Genomic DNA, 23,942 nt, shown 5'->3' with positions numbered 1-23,942 from the left:
AGATCCCACGCCGTATCTCCGCAGCCCGCCCGCAGTGCCCGCCCCCATCGGCACCAGGGGGCACCAAGCGGCACCACCCGGGTGGCCCTGCGGGGCTCACCGCATCCACGAAAATACGGCCCATGCCCGCACCGAACCATTTGCTGATTCCCTACGCGGCCAGCCGCGCCGCTGGCGCGCAAGAGGCGCTGAAGGGCCTGACCCTGCCCCATCTGGACCGCCTGCTGGTCCGCCTGAGCGCGGCAGACGCCAGCCCCGGCGAAGAGACCAGCCTCACCCCTCCGCACGAGCGCGTGCTGGCCCAGGCGCTGGGCCTGGGCACTGAAGACGGGCTCATCCCCTGGGCCGCATGGCACCGCCTGCAGCAGGGGCAGCCCACGGGTCATCCAACGGATGAGACACCGGAAGCTTCCGCCTGGGCCTTCATCACGCCCTGCCAGTGGCAAGTCACCACAGACCACATCACCCTGCACGACCCGGCCCACCTGGGCCTGGACGAAGCCGCCTCGCGTGAGCTGCTGGCCATCGTGGCCCCGTGGTTTGCCGAGGATGGCATCACCCTGTACTACGACCAGCCTACCCGCTGGATGGCCAGCAGCCCATTGTTTGCCACGCTGGCCACCGCCTCGCTCGAACGCGTGCAGGGCCGAGACGTGCGCGCCTGGATGCCCGACGCGCGCGAGGCCCGCACCCTGCACCGCCTGCAAAGCGAAATGCAGATGCTGCTCTACACCCACCCTTTCAACGACGCCCGCACGGCCCAGGGCCTGCCCGCCGTCAACTCGTTCTGGGTCCACGGCACTGGCGCATTGCCCCCTGGGCTGGCGGCACCCGCGCAGCCACCACAGGTGGCAGACGCACTGCGCGCCCCCGCCCTGCGCGAAGACTGGCGCGCCTGGGCAAGCGCCTGGACCGCGCTGGACGCGGGCCCCGTGGCCGAGCTGCTGAAGCTGGCCGAACAGGGCCAGCCCGTGCGGCTGACGCTGTGCGGTGAGCACAGCGCGCAAACCTTCCACACCGCGCCCCTGGGGCTGGTACAGCGCATTCAACGCCTTTTCAGCCCCCAGCGCTTTATGGACGTGCGTGAGCAGCTATGAAAATAGTAGCAAGAGACATTCCCCCCCGCACCGCCTGGGCGCTGGAGCAAGCAGGCGTACACCCCCTGCTCGCCCGCCTGTATGCCGCGCGCGGCGTGCAAAGCAAAGAAGAGCTGGACGACGGCCTGGCGCGCCTGCTGCCCCCCAGCGGTGAAAAAGGCATGAAGGGCATTGACGCCGCTGCCCGCCTGCTGGCCGACGCCATGGCGCAGAACCTGCGCCTTGTCATCGTGGCCGACTACGACTGCGACGGTGCCACCGCCTGCGCTGTGGGCGTGCGCGGCCTGCGCCTGCTGGGCGCGCAGAACGTGGACTACCTAGTGCCCGACCGCGTGGCCGACGGCTACGGCCTCACCGCTGCAATAGCCCGCCGCGTGAAGGAACGTGGGGCCGACGTACTCATCACCGTGGACAACGGCATTGCCAGCGTGGAGGGCGTGGCCGAGGCCAAGGCCCTGGGCCTGCAAGTGCTCGTTACCGACCACCACCTGCCCGGCCCCGCGCTGCCCGCGGCAGACGCCATCGTCAACCCCAACCAGCCCGGCTGCACGTTCGAGAGCAAATCCATGGCCGGCGTGGGCGTGATGTTCTACGTGCTGCTGGCCCTGCGTGCCGAGCTGCGCGCGCGCGGAGTTTTTGACGCCGCGACCCAGCCCAAGCTCGACCCGTTGCTCACCCTGGTCGCACTGGGCACCGTGGCCGATGTGGTCAAGCTCGACGCCAACAACCGCCGCCTGGTGGCTCAGGGCCTCAAGCGCATCCGCGCAGGCCAAATGCCTGCGGGCGTGGCCGCCCTCTTCACCGTGGCTGGCCGCAAGGCGGCTGCGGCCACCACGTTCGACTTTGGCTTTGCCCTGGGCCCGCGCATCAACGCCGCAGGCCGTCTGGCCGACATGACGCTGGGCATTGAATGCCTGCTGACCGACAACGCCGCGCGCGCCGCCGAGCTGGCAGGCATGCTGGACGGCATCAACCGCGAGCGCCGCGAGATCGAGGGCGGCATGCGCGAGCAGGCCATGCTGATGGCCGAAAGCCTGTTTGACGAGAGCGAGGAGCCCCCGCCCGCCATCAGCGTATTCGACCCCGACTTTCACGAAGGCGTGGTGGGCATCGTGGCCAGCCGTATCAAGGACAAACTGCACCGCCCCACCTTTGTGTTTGCCGCCAGCAGCGCGCCAGGCAAGGAGCATGAGCTCAAGGGCTCGGGCCGCTCCATTCCCGGCTTTCACCTGCGCGATGCGCTGGACCTGGTGGCCAAGCGCCACCCCGGCGTCATCCTCAAGTTTGGCGGCCACGCCATGGCGGCGGGCTGCACGGTGGCAGAGGAATCGTTCGACGTGTTTGAACAGGCCTTTGCCCAAGTGGCACAGGAATGGCTGGACGCCGCCACCCTCACCCGCAAGATCGAAACCGACGGCCCCCTGGCCCCCGAATACTGCCGCGCCGACATCGTGGACACCCTGCACCGCGAGGTGTGGGGCCAAGGCTTTTTGCCCCCCACCTTCAGCGAAGAGGTGGAAGTGCTGAGCCAGCGCCTGGTGGGCGAGGCCAAAAACCACCTCTCCATCAAGATCATTCACCAGGGCAATCCGGTAGACGCCATCTGGTTTGGCCGCACCGAGCCCCTGCCCGCCCGCGTGCTGCTGGCCTTCCGCCTGGATGTGAACGAATGGAAGGGTGAGCGCAAGGTGCAGTTTTTGGTGGAAGGCGCTCAGGTCTAGCGACAGATTCTTCCAACAAAAAAAACCTGCAAGGCATGATCGCCCTGCAGGTTTTTTTGATGTGTGGCCTTCTGAATTCTCTTTACTCTAGGAGACTCCAGCGCCCGTAAATCAAGCGCAAGCAGCTATCAACTCAATAGCAGCCACCCGCGCATGCATCTACAGGCGAGCCCCTTTCTCAAAAGCTCTCCCACTCATCATCACTCCCCTTGGCCGCTGCAGGTGCAGGCGCCGCTGCCTTGGCCGGTGCGGGCGCCTTGGCGCTGCTGGTGAGCTTGGCCGCTGGCGCTGCCTTGGGGGCCGCCACAGCCTTGGCGGGAGCGGGGGCAAAGCGCTGGGCCGGTGTGGGGCGGGGTGCAGGCGCCGGAGCCGGGATGGCGGCACGGGCACTGCCGCTGGACCCCACGTTGAACACGGCCACCACTTCGGCCAGCCGCTGCGCCTGGTCGCGCATGGAGGCGGCGGCGGCGGTGGATTCTTCCACCAGCGCGGCGTTTTGCTGGGTCATCTGGTCCAGGTTGGCCACGGCCTGGTTGACCTGGGCAATGCCGTCGCGTTGTTCTGTAGACGATGCGGTGATTTCGCCAATGAGGTCGCTGACGCGGCGCACGCTGGCGACGATTTCGTCCATGGTCTTGCCGGCCTGGGCGACTTGTTCGGAGCCGCTTTCAACGTTTTCGACCGATTTGCCAATGAGGGTCTTGATTTCCTTGGCGGCTTCGGCGCTGCGCCCGGCCAGGTTGCGTACTTCGCTGGCCACCACGGCAAAGCCGCGGCCTTGTTCGCCTGCGCGGGCGGCTTCCACGGCGGCGTTCAGCGCCAGGATGTTGGTCTGGAAGGCAATGCCGTCAATGACGCCGATGATGTCGCTGATCTTGCGGCTGCTTTCGGTGATCTGCTGCATGCTGGTGACCACCTGGCCCACCACTTCGCCACCGCGGGCGGCGGCCTGGGCGGCGGTGCCTGCGAGCTGGTTGGCCTGGCGGGCGGTGTCGGCGGACTGGGTGACGGTGGCCGTCAGTTCTTCCATGCTGGAGGCGGTTTCTTCGAGGTTGGCGGCGGTTTGCTCGGTGCGGGCGGAGAGGTCGTGGTTGCCGTTGGCGATTTCGATGGAGGCGGAGGAGACGGAGTCCACGCCCTGGCGTACTTCGCTCACCACGCCGCGCAGGCGGGCGGACATGTCGGAGAGGGCGCGCAGCATCTGGCCGAGTTCGTCTTTGCGGCTGGAGTGCAACTCGCGGGTGAGGTCGCCTGCAGCGATGGCGTTGGCGGTTTCGACCGCACGGTCCAGGGGCCCGGTGATGGAACGCACCAACATGCCCGCCAGCACCATGCCCAGCAGAAAGAGAACCACCACCACGGTGCCTGCCACCCACACCAGGCGGGCACCTGCATCCGCAGCGGCTTTCACGGCGTCGTCACGCTGGCTTTCCTGCAGCGTCACAAACTTGTCGATGGACTCCAGGTACAGCGTGACCTTGGGGCGATAGACGGTCTCCAGAAACTGCTGCTTCTGGGTCACTTCCGCATCCATCAGGGGGCGGATTTTCTCGCTCAACCCGCGTACATCCGCACGGGCGGCAGCCACGGCGGCAAGGGCGGCCTTGTCGGCATCCGAGGTGGCTGACTCATTGATCTTTTCCTGCACTGGGGTGATTCGGGCAGTCAGCGCCGTCACGCGCTTGTCAAAGTCCTCTCTCAGGGCGATGTCGGTCGTGACAAAGCGGGCCATGGACATCGTGAGAGCCAGCTCAGCCTGTCCACGCCACTGCACGGCCGTGGTGATGGCGTTCTCGCGCTTTTGCACCACAGCCTCGGTCTGGTCGGTCATGTGGCGGCTGTAGAGCTGGGTGCCGATGGCGGCGGCCAGCATCAGCACCAGCAGCCCCAGGATCACGCCCCACATCTGGTGGGCTACGCGCAGGTCTTTGAATCTCATGGTTTATGGCTCCCTGGACAGATAGAAGAAAAAGTTCTGCGATACCAACAATCGATCAAATATATCATTTATCGCAAATTAAACAATTAAAGGAAGCCGTCTTGCCCTGAGGGTTGAAGACCAGCCCGTAGAATGGATTCGTGACTACCTACCTCAACGCTGATCTGCACTGCCACTCTGTGGTGTCAGACGGGACTCTGACGCCCGAAGACCTGGCCGCAAGGGCCAAAACCAACGGAGTGGAACTCTGGGCGCTGACCGATCACGACGAAATAGGCGGCCAGCACCGTGCCGCCGCGGCAGCGCGTAGCCAAGGGCTAGCCTATCTGACGGGTACGGAAATCTCTGTCACATTTGCTAACACCACGGTGCATATCGTGGGGTTGGGGTTTGATCCGGACAACGAAGCGCTGAAACGTGGCTTGGCCGCAACGCGCGGCGGCCGTGGCGAGAGGGCGCGCGAGATGGCGGCCCAGCTCGATCAGGTGGGCATTTCGGGCGCGTACGAAGGTGCGCTGCAGTTTGTGGGCAATCCGGAGCTGATCTCCCGCACCCACTTTGCGCGTTTTCTGGTGGAGACCAAGGTCTGCCGGGATACGGCAGAGGTCTTCCGAAAGTTTCTGACCGAAGGCAAGCCGGGCTACGTGCCGCACCGCTGGGCTGCCCTGGGCGATGCCGTGCGGTGGATCAAAGACGCGGGGGGCGTGGCCGTGATTGCCCACCCTGCCCGCTACAAGTTCACCGCCAACGAGGAATACGCGCTGTTTTCAGAGTTCAAGGAACATGGCGGCACCGGCGTGGAGGTGGTGACCGGAAGCCACAGCGCTGCCGAGTATGTGACGTACGCGGCCATGGCGCAGGAGTTTGGTCTGGCCGCCTCGCGGGGCAGCGACTTCCACAGCCCGGACGAATCCCACACCGACCTGGGCACCCTGCCCTACCTACCCGGCCACCTGACCCCCATCTGGGAAACCCTGGCAGAACGTATCCGGCCTGCCGCCTGAGGCAGCAAGCCACTATCCACGAGGCGCACAGCCATGGCTCAGTATTTTGAAGTCCACCCCGACAATCCGCAGCCCCGCCTGCTCAAGCAAGGGGCCACGCTGCTGCAAAAAGGCGGCATTCTGGCGGTGCCTACCGATTCGAGCTATGCGTTGGTCTGCCACCTGGACGACAAGGATGCGGTAGACCGGCTGCGCCGCATCAGGCAGGTGGACGACAAGCACCACCTCACGCTGCTGTGCCGGGATCTGTCGGAGCTGGCCAACTACGCCCGTGTGGACAACCGGCAATACCGCCTGCTCAAGCTGGGCACACCGGGGCCTTACACCTTCATCCTGGAGGCGACCAAGGAAGTGCCGCGCAGGGTGAGCCACCCTTCGCGCAAGACCATTGGCTTGCGTGTGCCCGACCGCAAGGGGCTGCAGCTTTTGCTGGAGCTGCATGGTGCGCCGTTGCTCGCCACCACGCTGATTCCGGCTGGAGAAAGTGAGCCGCTGAACGATCCGCAGGAGATTCGCGAGCGGTATGAAAAGGTGCTGGACGCCATCGTGGACGCGGGGGCCTGCCCTTTGGAGCCCACGACGGTGATCGACCTGACCCCCATGGGCACCGGCGGTGACCCTGAAGTGGTTCGCGAGGGTCGGGGCAGCCTGCAGGCGCTGGGGCTGTAAAAGTCGTTGCTGTGAAGCCTTGTTTACGGGGCCTGGTCAAAGGCCCCCACGGCGCTACAGCTTGAAAGCGCCCACCGCGCGCTGCAATTCTTGGGCGCGCTCAGACAAGGCAGAGGCCGCACTGGCAGCCTGTTCGACCAGCGCTGCGTTCTGCTGCGTTGCGCCATCCATGTGCGCCACAGCCTGGTTCACATGTTCAATGCCCGAGGTCTGAGCGTGCAGAGCCGATGAAATATCACCCAGTAGCGAAGTGACCTGACCCACGGCCTGCACGATCTCGCTCATGGTCTCGCCCGCCTTGCCTACCAGGCCCGCGCCGTTTTCCACATGGTCCACCGACTGGCTGATCAGCGTCTTGATCTCGCGCGCGGCCACGGCACTGCGCTGAGCCAGGCTGCGCACTTCGCTGGCCACCACGGCAAAACCGCGTCCCTGCTCGCCAGCGCGGGCGGCTTCCACCGCCGCGTTCAGCGCCAGGATGTTGGTCTGGAAGGCAATGCCCTCGATCACCTGGATGATGTCCACAATCTTGCGGGAGCTGCCGCTGATGGCATCCATGGTCTGCACCACGTCACCCACCACGGCGCCGCCGCGCTCTGCGATCTGCGAGGCATTCACTGCCAGGGTGCTGGCAGAGCGGGCGCGCTCGGCGTTCTCGCGCACCGTCACGGTCAGCTCTGACATGCTGGCCGCGGTATCGGCCAGCGAGGTGACCTGATCTTGTGTACGGCGGGAGAGATCGCTGTTGCCGGAGTCAATTTCCACCGTGGCTTCGGAGATGGAATCGGAGGATTGCTTGATGCCCGTCACCAGCTCGGTCAACGTGTCCTCCATGGCACCCAGCGCGGTGAGCAAGCGACCAAAGTCTCCTTGCAGGTCTGAGGAAAACTCCTGGCTGAGATCGCCTGCCGCCACCGTCTCGGCAATGAGCAGCGCCTGCTTCAAGGGCGTGACGATCATGCTGCGCAACACCACAAAGGAGCCCAGTGCCACCAAGAACACCGCGCATCCCAAAACGGCCAGCCACATGCGCACACTTGCCAACTCATCGTGGGCCAGGGTCACGGCGCGGTCCAGCGTCTGCTTTTGGGTCGCCTCCAGCCCGCTGACAGTGGCCACGGCAGAACGGTAAGCCGCCTCCGCATCTCCCACCTCCTGCCACACCACCCCGACCAGGATGGCCACCAGCAACACGATGACCCCAAAACCCATCAGCAGCAAAGTGCCGATCCGCAGGCGATCCAATCCCATACCTTGTGTCTCCGTTTTTGTGTTGGGCTGCAAGGGCCTGTTCACAGTGTTTTCAAAGTTGCGCAGGCATCCCGCCCCAAAGGGGTGGAAACTGGCATCTCAAAAAAGACTTGATCAGGCTCAAACGCTCAACGGCATCGTAGCGGCGATTGGGCGATTGCGCTGGCCGTTTACAGGCCTGCGTAGTGCATCCGAGACAGCGCTCGACAGTCTGAGACAATCCAGCAGTGGACACCTCAAACCTCATCCAAACCATCCTGGTCTATGCCCTGCCCGTGCTGTTTGCCATCACGGTGCACGAGGCGGCACATGGCTACGCAGCACGGCACTTTGGCGACAACACCGCCTATGTGCTGGGGCGCATCACCCTCAACCCCGTCAAGCACATCGATCCCATCGGCACCATCGCCATGCCGCTGCTGCTGATTTTTGCGACATCTGGCGCCTTTGTGTTTGGCTATGCCCGGCCCGTGCCCGTCAATGTGGGATCGCTGCGCAACCCCAAGCGGGACATGATTTGGGTCGCGCTGGCCGGGCCTGCATCGAACTTCGTCCAGGCCATTGCATGGGCCGCGCTGTGGGCCATACTGGCCGGGATTGGCGTGCAGGAAGAGTTCTTCATTGGCATGGCCCGCGCGGGCGTGCTGGTCAATCTGTCCATGTGGGCGTTCAACCTGTTTCCGCTGCCTCCGCTGGATGGGGGCCGCATTCTGGTGGGCCTGCTGCCCTGGAAGGCGTCGCAGGCGCTTTCGCGGGTAGAGCCCTACGGCTTTTTCATCGTGATGGCCCTGGTGTATTTCCAGATCGTGTCCCAGTTCTGGATGACGCCCCTGATGAGCCTGGGGCTGACACTGATCCGCACACTGGTGGTCTCGCCATTGAACTCCCTGCTGGGGTAACGCCACGGTGGCTGCGAGCAGCGCTGCCGCAGCACCAGAGCCCCACCTTACACACCTCGCTTTTGTCCTTGTATGAGCACTACCCGTTTCCTTACCGGCATCACCACCACAGGCACTCCCCATCTGGGCAACTTTGTGGGCTCCATCCGTCCCTCCGTGGCGGCCAGCCTGCGCCCCGGCGTGCAAAGTTTTTACTTTCTGGCCGACTACCACGCACTCATCAAGTGTGAAGACCCGGTTCGCATCCAGCGATCAACCCTGGAGATTGCCGCAAGCTGGCTGGCTGCCGGACTGAACCCTGAACATGTCACGTTCTACCGCCAGTCCGACATCCCCGAAATCCCGGAGCTGAACTGGATGCTGAGCTGTGTGACAGGCAAGGGCTTGCTCAACCGCGCCCATGCCTACAAGGCATCGCAGGACAAGAACACCGAAGCGGGCCGCGAGGCCGACGATGGTGTGACCGCCGGGCTGTTCATGTACCCCGTGCTCATGGGAGCCGACATTCTGATGTTCAAGGCCCACAAGGTGCCCGTGGGGCGCGATCAGGTGCAGCACATCGAGATGGCCCGCGACATGGCCAGCAGCTTCAACCACCTGTATGGCGAGCACTTTGTGCTGCCTGAAGCCGTGATTGATGACAACGTGGCCACCCTGCCCGGGCTGGATGGCCGCAAGATGAGCAAGAGCTACAACAACACCATTCCACTGTTCTCATCGCGCGATCAGCTCAAAAAGCTCATCGGCAGTCTGCTCACCGACTCGCGTGCGCCCGGCGAGCCCAAGGACACGGAAGGCTCCGCACTGTTCCAGATCTACCAGGCATTTGCCACGCCAGAGGAGACAGAAACGCTGCGCAAGGCCTATGCTGACGGCATTGCCTGGGGTGACGCCAAGCAGTTGCTGCTGGAGCGCGTGGACCAGGTCATCGCCCCGATGCGGGACCACTACCAGAACCTGATCCAGAACCCTGCCCGCATTGAAGAGACTCTGCTGGCAGGCGCAGAACGTGCCCGTGCCCTGGCCACGCCGTTCATCAAGGAACTGCGCTCCGCAGTAGGCCTGCGCAGTCTGGCCCAGGCCGCGGTTGCCAAGACCGCAAAGGCGGCCAAGGTGGCACAGCCCGTGTTCAAGCAATACCGCGAAGCCGACGGCAAGTTCTACTTCAAACTGCTGGGTGCAGACGGCCGCCTGCTGCTGCAGAGCACCGGCTTTGACGCCCCCAAGGAAGCAGGTCAGGCCATTGCACAACTGCAGAGCCAGCCCGACGCACTCGACGCCCTGGCGGCACGATTGACGCCTGTGGAGGGCGTTGATCTGACGGATGTACGGGCAGCACTGCAGGCTTTGGCGGAAGCCAACGCGGCCTGAGCACCCAAGGGGCCTGAATGCCCCTCATACGCTACTAAAAGCATAGCTGCCTGCGCTTTATCCATGAGCGCAGGCAGCTTTTTTATGGGGGTTTCAGTGTCCAAACACCATGGACATGGGGCATTCGCCTGGGCAAGGCGGATGCATACGTTCAGCGAGTGAGCCCCGGAGAGGGACTCACCCACCGGCAGTCCCTCGTACCTCCAACACGCCCATGAAAAGGAGCCGACGATTCCCGCAAGCGGCGGCAAATCCGCAACAGGCAACGAGGAATTCTCTGCAAAACATGCCGCCCGCAGTGCATTCACTGCTTTCATCGCGACACACAGATGGTGTACCTTTGCTGCCTGGTGCAGCACGCAAGCTACCAGCCTGCAACCCGCGCCCAACATCCGCCCGTTTCTTCATCTTTGCCCTCTGGAGGCCCATGCTCCGCACGCCACCCGCCTATCCAACGCTTGCAAGCACCGCACGCTGGCTGTGTGGTGTAAGCCTGCTGGCCCTCGCAGGCTGTGCTGGTCTTACAGGCACAACCCCTTCCGCACAGAACCCGAGCCAGCAGGTGTGGACCAACTCCCTCGGCATGGAATTTGTGCAGCTGCCTGCTGGCAGCTTCTGGATGGGCAGTGACGAGACTGTTGAAGAGCTGGCGGCGGCCTACCCCTTGCTGGAGGCCTCGCGCTTCAAGGCGTTGGCCGACGAGGCTCCGGTGCATCAGGTGCACATCAGCCGCCCCTTCTGGCTGGGCAAGCACGAGGTGACCGTGGGCCAGTTCCGCCTCTTTCTGCAAGCATCCGGTCACGTTCCTGAATCTGTGGCCGACGGCACAGGCGGCTATGGCTACAACCCAGACTACGACCCCACCACCACCACCACCCGCGGCGATGCCTTTGAGGGCCGATCTCCACGCTACCGCTGGGACAACCCCGGATTTGCCCAGGCAGACGACCACCCCGTGGTCAACGTGACATGGAACGATGCCCAAGCCATGGCGCAGTGGCTGACACAGCGCGAGGGCGTGCGCTATCGCCTGCCCACCGAGGCTGAATGGGAATACGCCTGCCGCGCTCAGTCACGCACCCGCTATCCCCACGGCAACGACCCCACAGCGCTGACACGCTATGCCAATGTGTTTGACCAAGCTGCAGCCCCCTATTGGCCACGCTGGCGCCAGCACGCCTTGCCCGGCAACGACGGGAATGCCTTTACCGCCCCCGTGGGTAGCCAGGAACCCAACGCCTGGGGCCTGCATGACATGCTGGGCAATGTGTGGGAATGGGTGGCCGACTGGCACGACGACACCTACTACGCCCGCTCACCGCAGACAGACCCGCAAGGGCCGGAAACCGGATCGGTCAGGGTGCGCCGCGGAGGCTCCTGGCATACCTGGGCCTTCTACGCCCGCTGCAGCTACCGCAACTGGAACACGCCCCAGACGCGCTACACCCTGGTAGGTTTCAGGCTCTTGCGAGAAGCCCCCACAGGGCAGACACCCACCAAGGGGCCATGAATCTGCCATACACACCGTGCTGACATGGTCCTTGGAACAGGTTCTTAAAAGTCAACAAGCGTCAACCAAGGCGTCCATTTGCCCTGCTCCCCCCGTCAGGCAGCCAGACTGTCGGAAATAATCGACGCTGACTTATCTCTGTAGGGGGAATGGATGCGCATAGCCGCACTGGACGACGATGCGCTGCAGCTCGATCTCTTCAAGCAGGCCCTGCAAGCCATGGGCCATGAATGCCATACCTACCTGACCGGAAACTCATTGCTGAAGGCATTGGGAAAGGAAGCCTTTGATCTGCTGATCGTCGACTGGCACTTGCCCGACACCACGGGCCCGGAGGTAGTGCGCTGGGTGAGAGAACATATCGGCCAGGAACTGCCGATCCTGTTCGTGACACACCGCCAGGAGGAGCGCGACATTGTGGAGGGACTCGGCAGCGGTGCTGACGATTTCATGGTCAAGCCTGTACGTATTGGCGAGCTGCGCGCACGCGTGGCCGCCTTGCTGCGCCGCGCTTATCCCCCGCAGGGTGACGAGGTGCTGGAGTTTGGGCCGTACCGGTTCCTGCCTGATTCGCGCTCCATCGAGTTCCACGGACAACCCATAGAGCTGAAAAACCGCGAGTACGAACTGGCGCTGTTCCTGTTCCAGAACATGGGCCGCCTGCTCACACGTGATCACCTCAAGGAAATCCTCTGGGGCCATGTGCCCGATGTGATGTCGCGCTCACTGGACACCCACATTTCACGCCTGCGCAACCAGCTGGACCTGCGGCCGGTCAACGGGTTCATCATCATCGCCGTGTACGGGGTGGGTTACCGCTTTGAAGCGGTAGACACCGAGCAGCGCAGATAACCCATGGTCCTGCATGCCCAGCACTGCCGATAACGCCGTGATGCCCGCGCACGTCAGCCGCCACGCGTGGTTGTGAATCGCCCCACCGCCCCCAACAAGGAGCCTCTCTTGATACGTGCCCCTCGCCTGCTTCGCCTGCCTTCAGCGCTTTACCTCACGGGCGTGGTGCTCCTGGGCACGGGCGCGTGGACGGTCTGCGCAGCGCAGCAGCGCGATGAAGTCGCGCACACCGTGAAGCCGGGAGACACGCTGGAAGGCATTGCGCAAAGCTACTTCGGAGCGCCACAGCTTTGGCAACAGCTGCAAGCGCGCAACAAGGTGAAAAACCCGCGCCATCTGCAACCGGGCTCCACCGTGTGGGTTCCTGTGCACCTGCAGCCCCAGGAAACGGCGCGTGTGGAGTTCGCCCAAGGCAGCGTCGAGGCCACCGCGCCTGCACAGGGAGCGGGCCAACCCATCGCCGAACGGGTGACTGCAGGCTCAACCCTCAAAGAGGGAACGCGGCTGGAAGTAGGCCCCGATTCTTTCGTGACAGTGCGTCTGGCTGACGGGTCCGTCGTGCGCGTCAATGCACAGTCCGAGGTGGAGCTACGGCAGTTGCGTCGGCGGGGCCGTAACGGTCCATCGCAGTCGGTGCTGGAAGTCAACCGGGGTCGCGTGGAGTCCTCCGTAACGCCCACGTCGGATGGCACCCGGCGTTTTGAAGTGCGCACCCCTCGCGCCGTCACCAGCGTACGGGGCACCCGCTATGACGTTGCCCTCCATGACGGAGGGCAGACCGTGGCATCCGTGCTGGAAGGCTCTGTGGCCGTGCAGGGCCGCGAATCAGCCGCCCGTACCCCAGCTGCCCCTGCAGCAACGCTGGAGCCAGGCCAAGGTATTGCGGTGCAGGCGGATGGCACGGTCGGCGCAGTGCGTCCACTCCTGCCGCCACCCGACCTGCGCGCTGTGCCCAAGGCCTTGCACGAACCCGGCCTGCTTGCGCTGGACCTGCCCGAGCAGCCCGAAGCCCATGCCTACCAGGCTTTGATCGCCCGGGACGCAGGCCTGACCCAGGTGCTGCGCACTGGCACCTTCGCCACCGGCCGGATCCGATGGCCCGGCCTGGAAGATGGGCAGTACTTCGTCTCCGTGCGCGCGGTGGACTCGGCAGGTATTGCCGGGTTGCCCGCCACCCAGCCCATTGCTGTTAAGACCAAGCCCGTGCCCCCGCTCTATCAACATCCCGCAGCGAAGGGAGTGGTGCCCCACACCGGAGCCCACCTGATCTGCACCGAGGTGCCTGGCATGCGCTGGTACCACGTGCAGGTATCGACCCAGGCGGACTTCTCGCAACTCCTCAAGGACGAAAGCCGACTGAGCACCTGCAAGTTGCCGGTGGAAGGTTTGCCGCTGGGCCACTACTTCTGGCGCGCAGCCAGTGTGCAAGAGCTGGCCGATGGTGCAGTAGACACCGGCCCCTTTGCCGCCCCGCTGCCATTCACGGTCGTGGCCCAGCCGCCCACTCTCAGCGCACAAGCGCTGCAGACCAGCGATGGGGAAGCCACCGTGAGCCTGCGCTGGCCCGCCCAGCCCGGCCAGCGCTTCCGACTGCAACTGGCCAGAGACCTTACCTTTGCGAGCCCCGTGCGCGATACCGAACTGAGCGAATCGCACTGGACGGCATCTGACCTGGACGCAGGCACCTACTATGTGCGCATCCAGGTGCTGGACGCATCGGGCTTGCAAGGCGACTTCTCGCCCGCCCGCACGCTGCGCGTGGGCACCGGCTTCAGCACCAGCTTCGGCCTGCCTGTGTCGGACTCCAGCGGCGAAGCAGTTCGCCGTCCCTGAGCACTCGGCCCCATATGCCCAGAGCCGCCCGCACCCGCGCCCAGCAGCGCCTTCTGGAGTGGGCTCTGCTGGCAACCACACTGCTGGGCATGGTGGCGTGGCTGAGCGCGCCCACCCAACTCTCGGGGCCCAATCACCTCATTCAGGACATCGGCCTGCGCTCGCTGGCACGCGCACCTCATCCAGACATCGTCATCGTGGCGGTAGATGACCGCAGCATCACAGCCATTGGCCGCTGGCCCTGGCGCAGGGCACTGCACGCACAACTGCTGCAAACCATCAGCGCCCAGCAACCCAAGGCCATCGGCCTGGACATCCTCTTCAGCGAAGCCGACACCGACAACCCGCTGGACGACGCCCTGCTGGCCCAAGCCATCCACAACGCCCGCAACGTGGTGCTGCCCGTGCTGCAGCGCAGCTATGCAGGCATGGGCATGAGCGCATCACAGCCGCCGCTGGAGCGCTTTGCACAGGCTGCCGCGGCACTAGGGCATGTGCATATTGCACCTGACGGCGACGGAGTGGTGCGCAGCCTCTATCTGCGGGAAGGCCCCGAATCAGCGCAGTGGAGCCACTTCAGCCTGGCCATGCTGTGCGCGGGGCAAGCCACGGGGATACCTTGCCCAGCCACCTCCCCTGAAACGGAGACCGCCCCCACCTGGACCATGCGTGATCGTGAGCTGATCGCCTTTGGCGGTGGACCAGGGCACTTTCCCACCTATTCCTACATCGACGTACTGCAAGGCCAGACGCCCCCGCAGGCATTTGAAGGGAAGTACGTGCTGGTGGGCGCTGTCGCTTCGGGGCTGGGCGATCTGTTCGCCACACCGGTGAGCACGGGGGCACGACTGATGCCAGGGGTGGAGGTGGTAGGCCATGTGCTCGACGGACAACTGGCGCAAGTGCGCCTGCAGCCCGCATCGCCCGGGTGGAACCTCGTGTTCAACCTGCTGCCCGTCGGGTTGGCGCTAGGTGCGCTCTGGTTTTTGGGCCCGCTGGGGGCATTGCTCACCAGTGCGGGCCTGGCCTCGTTGACTTTGGCCCTCGCCATACTGTTTCCCGGCTGGGCCGGAGTGCAGTTTGCCCCCGCCGCCGCCCTGCTTGGTCTGGTGCTGGCATACCCACTGTGGAGCTGGCGCAGGCTCAGCGCTGCAGCCCAGTATTTGCGGATCGAGATGGAGCGACTGCAGCAAGAACACGCCTTGGCCCACCGCCCTGCACCCACCTCGGGTGACTTTCTGGACCGGCACATCAACGCTGTAGAGAGTGCATCCCGCCAACTCCGGGATCTGCACCAGTTCGTGAGCACCAGCCTGCAACAGCTCCCCTCGCCCAACTTTGTGTGCGATGCCCAAGGGCACATCCTGCTCCTCAACGAAGCAGCGCAGCGCCACCTCCATCTGCCGCCGCAGGCACACAGCCAGGCCGGTCTGGGTAAATCCATCACCCACATGCTGCATGACCTGTGCGGCGTGCATGACGGGCAACCGCTGCTGACCACAGAGAAGCTGCGCAGCGGCCAGTTGCCAGCGCAATGCGAGGGTTTGGACGCCAAAGGCAGAAGCCTGCTTTTGCTGAGCAAGCCATTTACCGAATTCGCGAACGTCGGCTGGCTCATCACGCTGGTAGACATGAGCGACATCCGCCGAGCCCTGAAGCAAAGAGACCAGGCGCTGCACTTCATTTCTCACGATATCCGTGCCCCCAATGCATCGATCCTGACCCTGCTGGAAATGCAGCGGGCATCGCCCGAGCAACTGCCCACCCCGCTGCTGATGCAGCGCATCGAGCGGTACGCCCGCAGCTCGCTGGAAATGGCTGAAAACTTTGTACGCCTTGCCAGCGCACAAACCCAGGAATACCAACAAACCGAGCTGGACCTCGTCGCCCTGCTGCACGAGACCGCCGACGACGCCTGGGCCCTGGCCCGTGAGCGGCAGGTTCATATTACCTTGCTTAACCTGCCCGATGAAGCCCCCTGCACGGGCGATCGCCCCTTGCTCGGCAGAGCCATCGCCAACCTGCTGCACAACGCCGTCAAGTTCAGTCCCGAGGGCGGAACCGTGCAATGCCGCGTTACCGCATCGCCACCACACTGGATCATTCACGTACGCGATCAAGGCCCCGGCATTGCGAAAGAGCAGCAAAAGCAGCTTTTTGCCCCCTTCGCACGCCTGCACGAGCAAAGTCACCCCCAAGTCAACGGGATCGGTCTGGGTTTGGCACTGGTGCACACGGTCGTGCAACGCCACGGCGGAAAACTGGAAGTGGAAAGCGACACAGGCTGCGGCGCAGAGTTTCGAATGTACCTGCCCTGCGCAACGAGGATGGGTGAAAGGATAGGCTGCGATCAGGCGTGGAACTGAAAGATGGTTTAGGCAAGCGTATTGCAGAAGCAGCCCCCAAGATAAAAACTCTAAAAAGTGCAATCGAGCAGCAAAACACCGAGGTTCTACGCATCCGTGGCGAACACTCGCGCATCGTGTGTCGCGCCGCAGCTACCAAGCACCCGCAAACGCCCTTGCCTGATAGCTGGCCAGCCAGAGAAAACGACCCGCTGCAATAGTTGCGGGCGCTGACGAATCATTCGAGGACGCCGCTGCGACTTCGCATGAGTCGACAAGGGCTCTGGAGCGACTCATCAACAGTTGCCCAAGAGCGTAAGGACCGGATAACCTTCGGCCCCAACAAGCAAAGGGGGAACATGTCCAACTTCACAGACTATTTGTCTGCATTCTCAAGTGCAGTCAGCGCTGCTGCCGCCTACTGGGCGTGGAGCACAGCAACCGAAGCACATAACCTAGCCAAGTCTCTGGCTGAAAAAACGGTTGCAGATGAGTTTGCACTTGAACTCGAGCGCTTGACCCTAGCTGTTGCGGAGGTGGAGGCCGAGTCGGCAAAGCTCTACTTTCTCGGGGCCAACACGAAGGTGGCTGCAACTTCACGCGCAATGGCGATGGGTACTGACAACCTGTCGAACAGTAGGTTCAAGCTATTTATTGAACGGGTTGATGAGCACATTGCCGACTCAGTTGAGACGACTGACAAGGTGAAGGCGTTTCGAAGTCGCGCCAACGAAATATCGCTGTCTTCAGTGCGGCAGATGGAAGAAGTCCGCAAACTGCGAATTGAATGCGCGGCTCTCTGTATTGAGCTTCGCGGCAAATTTGACAGGCTACAAGTAGATAGGAGTGGGTGGGTCAACGGCTGATACACGACGAAGCCCTGACCTACTAATACCCATGCACCCTTGGACTTCACCCGGTTTCGTAGACATATTTCAACTTCCGTTTCGGAGTTGTTCGAATGCCAGCGGACTCAGTTGGTCTAGGTGACTGTGCCGACGGATTCGATTGTAAAAACCTTCGATGTAGTCAAACACATCTGACTTGGCGTCTTGCCTGGTGGCATAGATATGGCGTTTGATTCTCTCCTTCTTCAAGCTGCTAAAGAAGGACTCTGCCACCGCGTTGTCCCAACAGTTTCCACGTCGGCTCATGCTTGGCACCAATTGGTTGTCCTTGCACCAGCGGGCGAAGTCGTCACTGCCAAACTGACTTCCTTGATAGGAATAGATCATCACCGGGCCCGTTGGGCGCCTGCGCCACATAGCCATCGTGAGCGCATCCAACACCAACTCTGTAACCATGCTGGCGTTCATTGCCCAGCCGACCACCATGCGCGAGTACAGGTCAATTACGGCCGTTAGGTACAACCAATCCTCATGGGTTCGGATATAGGTAATGTCGATGACCCACACTTGGTTCGGCAGCGTGACCGTGAACTCACGTCGCAAACGGTTCGGTACTGCAGTCGCAGGAAGGCCGACTCGGTAGCGAGGTCGCTTGTATCCACGCACTGAGCGCAGTTGGGCCTGGCACATCAGGCGTGCTACACGTTTTGGCCGTACGCCATACCGTCCTCTCGCGAGTCCCGCAGAATGCGTGGGCTTTCACAAATCCCATGGCTGTCGTCAAAGGATTGCCGAATTCTTGCCAGCAAGATATCGTCGGCTAAAGCGCGTTTGGACTTTGGATTGGCCTTCCAAGCGTAATAGCCATTGCGCTGTACGCGCTGAACGCGGCACATGCTGCTGAGCCGGAACTGGCCTTTGTGCTAGGCCATGAATGCGCACTTCACCCGGCCAGCTTGGCAAAGTACGTTGCGGCCTTTTTTAGGATGTCACGCTCCTCATTAGCCCTTTTGAGTTCCGCTTTGAGCCGGAATACCTCTGCCTTGAGCTGGCTTGTTTCTGCGCCCCCTGCGCTCGATTGCTCTTTGGCAAGCCGCACCCACAGGTACAGGCTTTTGTCCGACACGCCCAATCGCTTGGCTACATCCACTACCCCATAACCACGCTCAGTCACCTGTTTGACGGCTTCTGCCTTGAACTCCGCCGGGTATCGCACTCTCTTCATTTCTCACTCTCCAGTTCAATTTCGACCTTGATAGGTGTCTATTGAACCGGGTGAAGTCCAATTGTTCTCTCCTGTCTGGTTTACAGGGAGAAGCCGCTGTCGCTCTTTTTCATGCGTTTCAAGTCAGTCACTGCACCCATTTGCATTGACTGCTATACATACTATTAGTCACCGACTTTTGCGCCCTTTAGGTCTGTGACTGCTGCAGCCTATCCCCGACATATTTATGACCAGCAGCATCGGTGCGTCGTTTAAAGCGGTTCCGTTCGGTGTTCAGTAGTCCTCAGGCAACATCAAGCAGGTGCAACTGCGGTCAGCTTCGGTGATGACCCACACCTTGCCGTCACCTACTCTGTAGCTGCTGAAGATGCGGTCACCGTAGGCCAATGCGTTTTGGTTTGCATGTACGTCGTCGCTCGCCAATTCACCCCAATCGCCGTGGATGTGTCGGCCAAGCAGTAGGAGCGGATTGACCTTGTGTTTTTCGCAGTGGGCAAGTGCAGCTGGGGTTGCTACAAAGGAGCCGAATTGGAAGAGTGCCATGTTGCTTTGTTGACCGTGGTTTCAGTCGAACAAAGTTACGAGGTAGCGGTACTTCACGCGACCCGAAAAATGCGGCTTCGCTGTTGATCGTGAGCCAAAGACGACAGACAAATTCCGGTCGCCCTAGATGCTGGTCAGGTAGCAAAGTATGGTTTTCAACACAGGAGAGACCGACCATGACAGCACTGACAAAACTCAAGCTTGTGAGCGCTCAAGCAGACCAGAAGACACCAATCGCCATCCGCCGTTTTAAGCTGACTGGGAAAGTCGATCTTCAGATCGCGCTAGCAAAAGCACAGACCGGAGGCGGGGAATTTGTAGCATCCCGCAAGAAAACAATCATCGACCGTGAAACTGGTTTGAAAAAACAAGTGGACGCAGCGATGACGGTGCGACCATGGTGGTGGACAAATCAGACCGGAACTGTCGTTCTGGGTTTGCGATACGGCTCAAAGCCTATCGAGATCGCCAAGGGCAAGAACGCTATCGAAGTGGGCCACATCGACAGTCTTGTAGACACGCTATTGGCCGTGCGTGAAGCCATCTTGGCCGGCGAGCTTGATGCTCAGATCGAAGCAGCCAGCGGCGCTGTCCGTGCCGGTTTCAAGAAGAAGTGACGCTGTTTGTGAACACATACAAAGCAAGAGTCCGCGTTCACGGCCCATCTGGAGCAAATACCGTGACGGTGTGGGCGCAAGTGGCGGCCAGCAATCCCATTCATGCACTCCAGCTACTTAAGTGGCAGTTTGGGCCTGGCAATGTGCTCGGCGTGGCGGTGTTGGTCTGAGTTTCTCTGATGGATGAAGTCGATCCGTCGCAGTCGTTCAAGCGATGCGATCCAACCGCTAATGTGAAGCAGTTGCAGACTTGTCAACTGTGCTTCTGGCCATCCGCTTCCGAGACGAAGCGGATGTGCTGACCGTCAAGAGAGAAGCAGGGAAGAAGACTCATCCAGTTGGAAGCATTCCAAAGACGCGCGGAACTGTTAAGACAAGCCGCGATGATTCCCACAGGTTTCCGGGCATGGGGCAGTCATGTTAGTTATGGCTTCGCGGAGAAATGGCAAGAAAACAGCCAATCCAGAAATACATCCTTCACCAAGCCCGCGTGCACAGCATTGCCGAAGCACGTGAACGCCCTCTCCCTGGATTTAGGGAGACGCCAGTGAGGAGGGAATCCCTGCAACTGCAACGCTTCCGAAGGAAGTAGATGTCGGCCTTTAGTCCCCACCGCCGCGCCAGTGAGCGACTCCTCCTTGTTCAAGCGCGGGACGATGGGAATTTGTGTGGTGGTCATAGCAACGAGTGCGGGGACGTGTGCAAGCCGTTTCACTCGCAGGCCAGAGGGACGAAACTGCAAGATATGGTTCCAGATATTTAACTCCTCTCCCTTGCAGTTCCACTCCAGCTTCTGTAACGAGGGGACGGCGATGACGTCAAAAAGCTCATCCAACCACCCGCGCAACCACTTTGGATCCAGCGCAGCCCACAACTTCAACGCCCACTCCCGATTTTGCGCAATGAACCGAACTTTCCAATCCGGCCAGTCACCACGGCTTGCTGCATAGCTCGGCCAACTCTCGATCCAACGCCTGGACCGAGTTGAGCTAAGCGGACGTCGGAGCCACTCTCGATCGCCATTCGGTGGGTAGTCGCGCAGCGACACACGGCCTCCCGTGGACTCTCTAACAGTCACAGCCGCTTCACTAAGCAATGAACTCCCAAACCGACCTAACACTTCAAATTGACCAGCACGGTCGGCTGGATTCGAATCGATTGGATACCAATGCCAAGGATCCAGTTCATACCCCCAAATCGGGAACGAAGGCATCGAGTCGCGCCATTCGGTGGTGCCGGTCGCTTTGTCATGCTCATTGAGCTTCTCAAGCAGCTTTCCCCAATGGTTGATGCAGCGCGCATGATCTGCGGAGAGTTGCGCGGAAAGAAGTGCCTCATTTTCGCTCTTGCACTTGGGCTTGGAGATGATCTTTATTAACTCAATCCGAGCGACTTTTTCCAGCGCGACCACGGTATCGTCAGTGCGGGAGCGACTCACTCTGCGCGCGGGTACGCGTGCGGACAGTGGTACTGCTAGAAGCTTGCGAATACAGTCGCTGTCGGTGACGAGCGCCTTTCTTCGCTGAGCGAATATGAAGAATCGCTCTCTGTGGTGTGGGTAGCCGCGGTGGTGCGGAGACATCAAACCGGTGGCCTCGGGTCCAGATGAAATCGGTTCCGTTGCCACAACGTCATAGCCTAGATCCTGGAGAATCGTCTTGACCCGTCGCCACGTATTGCCATTGTCGTGGCGGGGAAAATTCCCTACGTTTTCCAGTAGCAGGAAAGCCGGAAGAAGCTCCCTTGTCATGGTTGCTAGCGCATGAAAGACTGTGCCTCTTGTGTCCTCAAACCCCTTTTGCGCCCCAGATTTCGAAAAGGGTTGACACGGAAATCCAGCGCAAAGTAGGTCATGGCGCGGAAGGAGCGCTCTACCGTCCGCGAGAGTCCTTAGATTGCTAGCGTCGTCGTTGAGGAAGACGAAAAGGTCGCCGTGAACTCTTTTTAACGCACCATCGGTGTCGAAAACAGGGAGGGCGTGCATCAATTCTTCGCGCTTAGCCGAACGGAGCAAGAGTGCTGCAGCTTCAACCTTCGGAAGGTGATGGGTAGCGTAGCTTTCAACAATATCGGGGAAATTCTGCGCGTAACACTCCCGCAAGTCATCCTCGATCTCTGAGGCTGCCACGCATTCGAACTCGAACTGCAACTGCCGGGACTTCAGCATTTCCTTGGCAACTTGCGATAGAGCATGATGAAACCCGCCGAGTCCCGCGCAAAAATCCACGAACTTGATGATGTTGTCATTCTTTGCCGATACCGCTCTGCCCACTTTTCCTCCGCTGCTCAGACCACAATGCATTCAAACGTCAATAGTACCAGCTCACGTACACGTTCCATGCAGCTATCATTTGTCTAGGCCTTGGATGGCGCAAAACAATGGGAGAAACGATGGATTTAGCGGTCGAAGAAGACCTGATTGGCATCGCGCAGGCACTTTCCGATCTGTCACAGCAAGGCCGGATGCCGCAGGGCGTTACGCCCCCACCAGATCTCGTTCCTTTTGATCCTGATTCTGTTGACTTTCAGTCAAACGACTGGCTGCTAAAGACGCTAAAAATACAGGGTTGGCTGTTTCTTGACAGCCCTGTATCAGCCGATATCTCGGCTGATGAAGCCGCCCTGCAACTTTTTCAGCAGTTGTCAAGCGATTCGGCAAATTCCTGTGTCATTGCAGGCACAGGCGGATTGCAACTGTCAGCGCTTGGCTCGCAGCATCTTGACTACAGGCTCTCTCGAGCTGTGTCGCATCGGGAGATGTTTGATGAGTCTCTTGAAGATGACCAAAGCCTGAAAGAGGCGACAGAGGCGTGGCGGCTGGTTTGGGAGGAGGCGAATTCTGGCCAGGACAAGCGGCCGAGTTCCATCAAGGCGGAAGTCAAGACAATGACGATCCGAACGCTCGCAGACTACGGCAAGGAAGGAGAGTTAGAGCTTAATCCCTCCTATCAGCGCGACAGCGTGTGGTCCACGGCTGATTCCCAACTCCTTATTGACTCGATACTTCGCGGTATTCCCATACCTTCGATCATCTTGACGCAAATTGAAGGCAGCGATCAACTTCAGATCGTTGATGGAAAGCAGAGACTCACAGCCATTCTGCGCTTCATTGGTCAGCATCCCAGTGCACTTGCGTTCGCAAAAGAAAATGAAGTTGAGAAAGAGCTTGCGACTAACCCAAAGCGCATCATCAGCAAGCTGCATTTGCGTGGAAGAGAGATTGGGGCAAATTTTTTGCCGTTTCGACTCCGACGGTACACGGATCAAAGAGATCCGCTTTTTCCGCTATCCGGCAAGTACTACGCCGAAATTCGCGATCTACCGTTAAGAGTGGGACAAGACCAGGTGAAGGTGCGAGATATTTTCGAGAAGGCACACTCAAAATATCAGATCCCCGTCATCATCTATGAACGCACACGACTGCGTGACATCCATCTCGTTTTCTCAATCTATAACAAGCAGGGCAAGAAGCTCAACGCAGAGGAGTTGCGTAACGCAACGTATCATCATCTCGGCCTAACCAAGCTCCTGTTGCTACTGAGCGGCGACCGCCCCGACGTCGAAGAGCTCGCGCGGTACTTGCCTGCAGAATTTAGGCCACGCATCGCGGAGATTGGCAAGACCTTGCTTGACCGCGGATTCGGAACGCTCAGGTTCAAGCGAACGAAAGTGCTCTCGTGGGCGTGCGCAATCTTCTTGCATGCTCCGAATAAGAGTTCGAGTGGAGTCTTCGTCACACCTTCTACCGCGTCTCACATCGATGCTCTGCTGATCGAACTAAGCGATAACCAAGGCCTTCTAACGCTGCCTCAGACCCTGACAACGCTTGCGAGCGATATCTACCAGGCAGTTCTGCTGCATTCCGACGCAAACAATGCATGGTCCCCCAAGTTCCGTAGCAAGAGAGGTGTCGCGTCACGATGGGAGGAGTTGCCGCTGGTGGGCAGCCTCATTGCATCCCTCGTTCTCGCGGCAACGGATCAAGGCGACCGTTTGCTCGATGCAATTGATGAAGTTAGAGAGGCCACAGAGCGCAGGCTCGGACCCGAGAAGACACAGAACAAAACGCAGTGGGAGTACATTGCACAAAGCTGCCTGGACATTCTGAAGGCCACAGGCATAGATCTCGATTCAGCCGAAGTTGTTCTTCAGAAGCGATACGGTTACAGCTGCATTACGACGCTACGTTCGATTGCTGCTGCGGCGGCGCAGAAGTAG

General features: G+C 61.0%; 18 protein-coding genes and 1 pseudogene. 14 read left to right on the top strand and 5 right to left on the bottom strand.

The window, feature by feature from the left end:
• Positions 1–122 precede the first annotated feature (122 nt).
• Together AACH87_RS06915 and recJ are read left to right on the top strand one after the other, a co-directional pair.
• Positions 123–1,097 carry a phosphoglycerate mutase gene (locus tag AACH87_RS06915; RefSeq protein WP_338798035.1) on the top strand — a complete coding sequence of 325 codons (975 nt, stop codon included), beginning with the start codon at positions 123–125 and terminating at the stop codon, positions 1,095–1,097.
• On the top strand, positions 1,094–2,818 hold the full coding sequence (gene recJ, locus AACH87_RS06910) for a single-stranded-DNA-specific exonuclease RecJ (RefSeq protein WP_338798034.1): 1,725 nt from the start codon (positions 1,094–1,096) through the stop codon (positions 2,816–2,818). Before AACH87_RS06915 ends, recJ begins: the two co-directional genes overlap by 4 nt.
• 178 nt (positions 2,819–2,996) lie before the next feature.
• On the opposite strand, the gene AACH87_RS06905 is transcribed toward recJ, so the two are convergent.
• Positions 2,997–4,757 carry a methyl-accepting chemotaxis protein gene (locus AACH87_RS06905; RefSeq protein WP_338798033.1) on the bottom strand — a complete coding sequence of 587 codons (1,761 nt, stop codon included), beginning with the start codon at positions 4,755–4,757 and terminating at the stop codon, positions 2,997–2,999.
• A gap of 140 nt (positions 4,758–4,897) precedes the next feature.
• On the opposite strand from AACH87_RS06905, the gene AACH87_RS06900 reads away from it, so the two are divergent.
• Both AACH87_RS06900 and AACH87_RS06895 read left to right on the top strand, forming a co-directional pair.
• Complete coding sequence (locus AACH87_RS06900; RefSeq protein ID WP_338798032.1) at positions 4,898–5,761, top strand: 3',5'-nucleoside bisphosphate phosphatase; 864 nt, start codon at positions 4,898–4,900, stop codon at positions 5,759–5,761.
• Between the two features lie 33 nt (positions 5,762–5,794).
• Positions 5,795–6,430 (top strand): L-threonylcarbamoyladenylate synthase, encoded by a 636-nt coding sequence (locus tag AACH87_RS06895; protein ID WP_338798031.1) that lies wholly within the window; start codon positions 5,795–5,797, stop codon positions 6,428–6,430.
• A 54-nt stretch (positions 6,431–6,484) separates the two neighbouring features.
• Here the strand turns inward: AACH87_RS06895 and AACH87_RS06890 are convergent, their stop codons facing one another.
• Positions 6,485–7,681, bottom strand: a complete 1,197-nt coding sequence (locus AACH87_RS06890) for a methyl-accepting chemotaxis protein (RefSeq protein ID WP_338798030.1) — start codon at positions 7,679–7,681, stop codon at positions 6,485–6,487.
• Positions 7,682–7,908: 227 nt separating this feature from the next.
• Between AACH87_RS06890 and AACH87_RS06885 the strand changes: the two genes are divergently transcribed.
• From AACH87_RS06885 to AACH87_RS06850, 8 genes are all read left to right on the top strand, one after another.
• Positions 7,909–8,580, top strand: coding sequence for a site-2 protease family protein (locus AACH87_RS06885; RefSeq protein WP_338798029.1), 672 nt, complete (start codon positions 7,909–7,911; stop codon positions 8,578–8,580).
• A 72-nt stretch (positions 8,581–8,652) separates the two neighbouring features.
• Positions 8,653–9,951: a tryptophan--tRNA ligase gene (locus AACH87_RS06880; protein ID WP_338798028.1), complete on the top strand. Its 1,299-nt coding sequence runs from the start codon at positions 8,653–8,655 to the stop codon at positions 9,949–9,951.
• Between the two features lie 583 nt (positions 9,952–10,534).
• Entirely contained in the window at positions 10,535–11,461 is a 927-nt protein-coding gene (locus tag AACH87_RS06875; RefSeq protein ID WP_338798871.1) for a formylglycine-generating enzyme family protein, read from the top strand.
• A 153-nt stretch (positions 11,462–11,614) separates the two neighbouring features.
• Positions 11,615–12,313, top strand: a complete 699-nt coding sequence (locus AACH87_RS06870; protein ID WP_338798027.1) for a response regulator transcription factor — start codon at positions 11,615–11,617, stop codon at positions 12,311–12,313.
• A 108-nt stretch (positions 12,314–12,421) separates the two neighbouring features.
• Positions 12,422–14,146 (top strand): FecR domain-containing protein, encoded by a 1,725-nt coding sequence (locus AACH87_RS06865; protein WP_338798026.1) that lies wholly within the window; start codon positions 12,422–12,424, stop codon positions 14,144–14,146.
• A gap of 14 nt (positions 14,147–14,160) precedes the next feature.
• Positions 14,161–16,512 carry a CHASE2 domain-containing protein gene (locus tag AACH87_RS06860; RefSeq protein WP_338798025.1) on the top strand — a complete coding sequence of 784 codons (2,352 nt, stop codon included), beginning with the start codon at positions 14,161–14,163 and terminating at the stop codon, positions 16,510–16,512.
• Positions 16,503–16,712 carry a hypothetical protein gene (locus tag AACH87_RS06855; RefSeq protein WP_338798024.1) on the top strand — a complete coding sequence of 70 codons (210 nt, stop codon included), beginning with the start codon at positions 16,503–16,505 and terminating at the stop codon, positions 16,710–16,712. The genes AACH87_RS06860 and AACH87_RS06855 overlap by 10 nt, the downstream gene beginning before the upstream one ends.
• Positions 16,713–16,850: 138 nt before the next feature.
• On the top strand, positions 16,851–17,357 hold the full coding sequence (locus AACH87_RS06850; protein ID WP_338798023.1) for a hypothetical protein: 507 nt from the start codon (positions 16,851–16,853) through the stop codon (positions 17,355–17,357).
• A 69-nt stretch (positions 17,358–17,426) separates the two neighbouring features.
• On the opposite strand, the pseudogene AACH87_RS06845 reads toward AACH87_RS06850, so the two are convergent.
• Together AACH87_RS06845 and AACH87_RS06840 are read right to left on the bottom strand one after the other, a co-directional pair.
• Positions 17,427–18,564 (bottom strand): annotated as a pseudogene (locus tag AACH87_RS06845) (IS3 family transposase).
• Positions 18,565–18,837: 273 nt separating this feature from the next.
• Positions 18,838–19,107 carry a hypothetical protein gene (locus AACH87_RS06840; protein ID WP_338798022.1) on the bottom strand — a complete coding sequence of 90 codons (270 nt, stop codon included), beginning with the start codon at positions 19,105–19,107 and terminating at the stop codon, positions 18,838–18,840.
• A gap of 176 nt (positions 19,108–19,283) precedes the next feature.
• Here AACH87_RS06840 and AACH87_RS06835 point away from each other — a divergent pair, with 176 nt between their 5' ends.
• Positions 19,284–19,724, top strand: a complete 441-nt coding sequence (locus tag AACH87_RS06835) for a DUF6641 family protein (protein ID WP_338798021.1) — start codon at positions 19,284–19,286, stop codon at positions 19,722–19,724.
• 424 nt (positions 19,725–20,148) lie between these two features.
• Here the strand turns inward: AACH87_RS06835 and dcm are convergent, their stop codons facing one another.
• Complete coding sequence (dcm, locus tag AACH87_RS06830; protein ID WP_338798020.1) at positions 20,149–22,026, bottom strand: DNA (cytosine-5-)-methyltransferase; 1,878 nt, start codon at positions 22,024–22,026, stop codon at positions 20,149–20,151.
• Positions 22,027–22,115: 89 nt separating this feature from the next.
• On the opposite strand from dcm, the gene AACH87_RS06825 reads away from it, so the two are divergent.
• Positions 22,116–23,942, top strand: coding sequence for a DUF262 domain-containing protein (locus tag AACH87_RS06825; RefSeq protein WP_338798019.1), 1,827 nt, complete (start codon positions 22,116–22,118; stop codon positions 23,940–23,942).

This window comes from Acidovorax sp. DW039 (genome assembly GCF_037101375.1).
In the GTDB taxonomy this organism is placed as follows: Bacteria; Pseudomonadota; Gammaproteobacteria; order Burkholderiales; family Burkholderiaceae_C; genus Acidovorax.
This window is presented reverse-complemented; position numbering and strand designations above follow the sequence as displayed.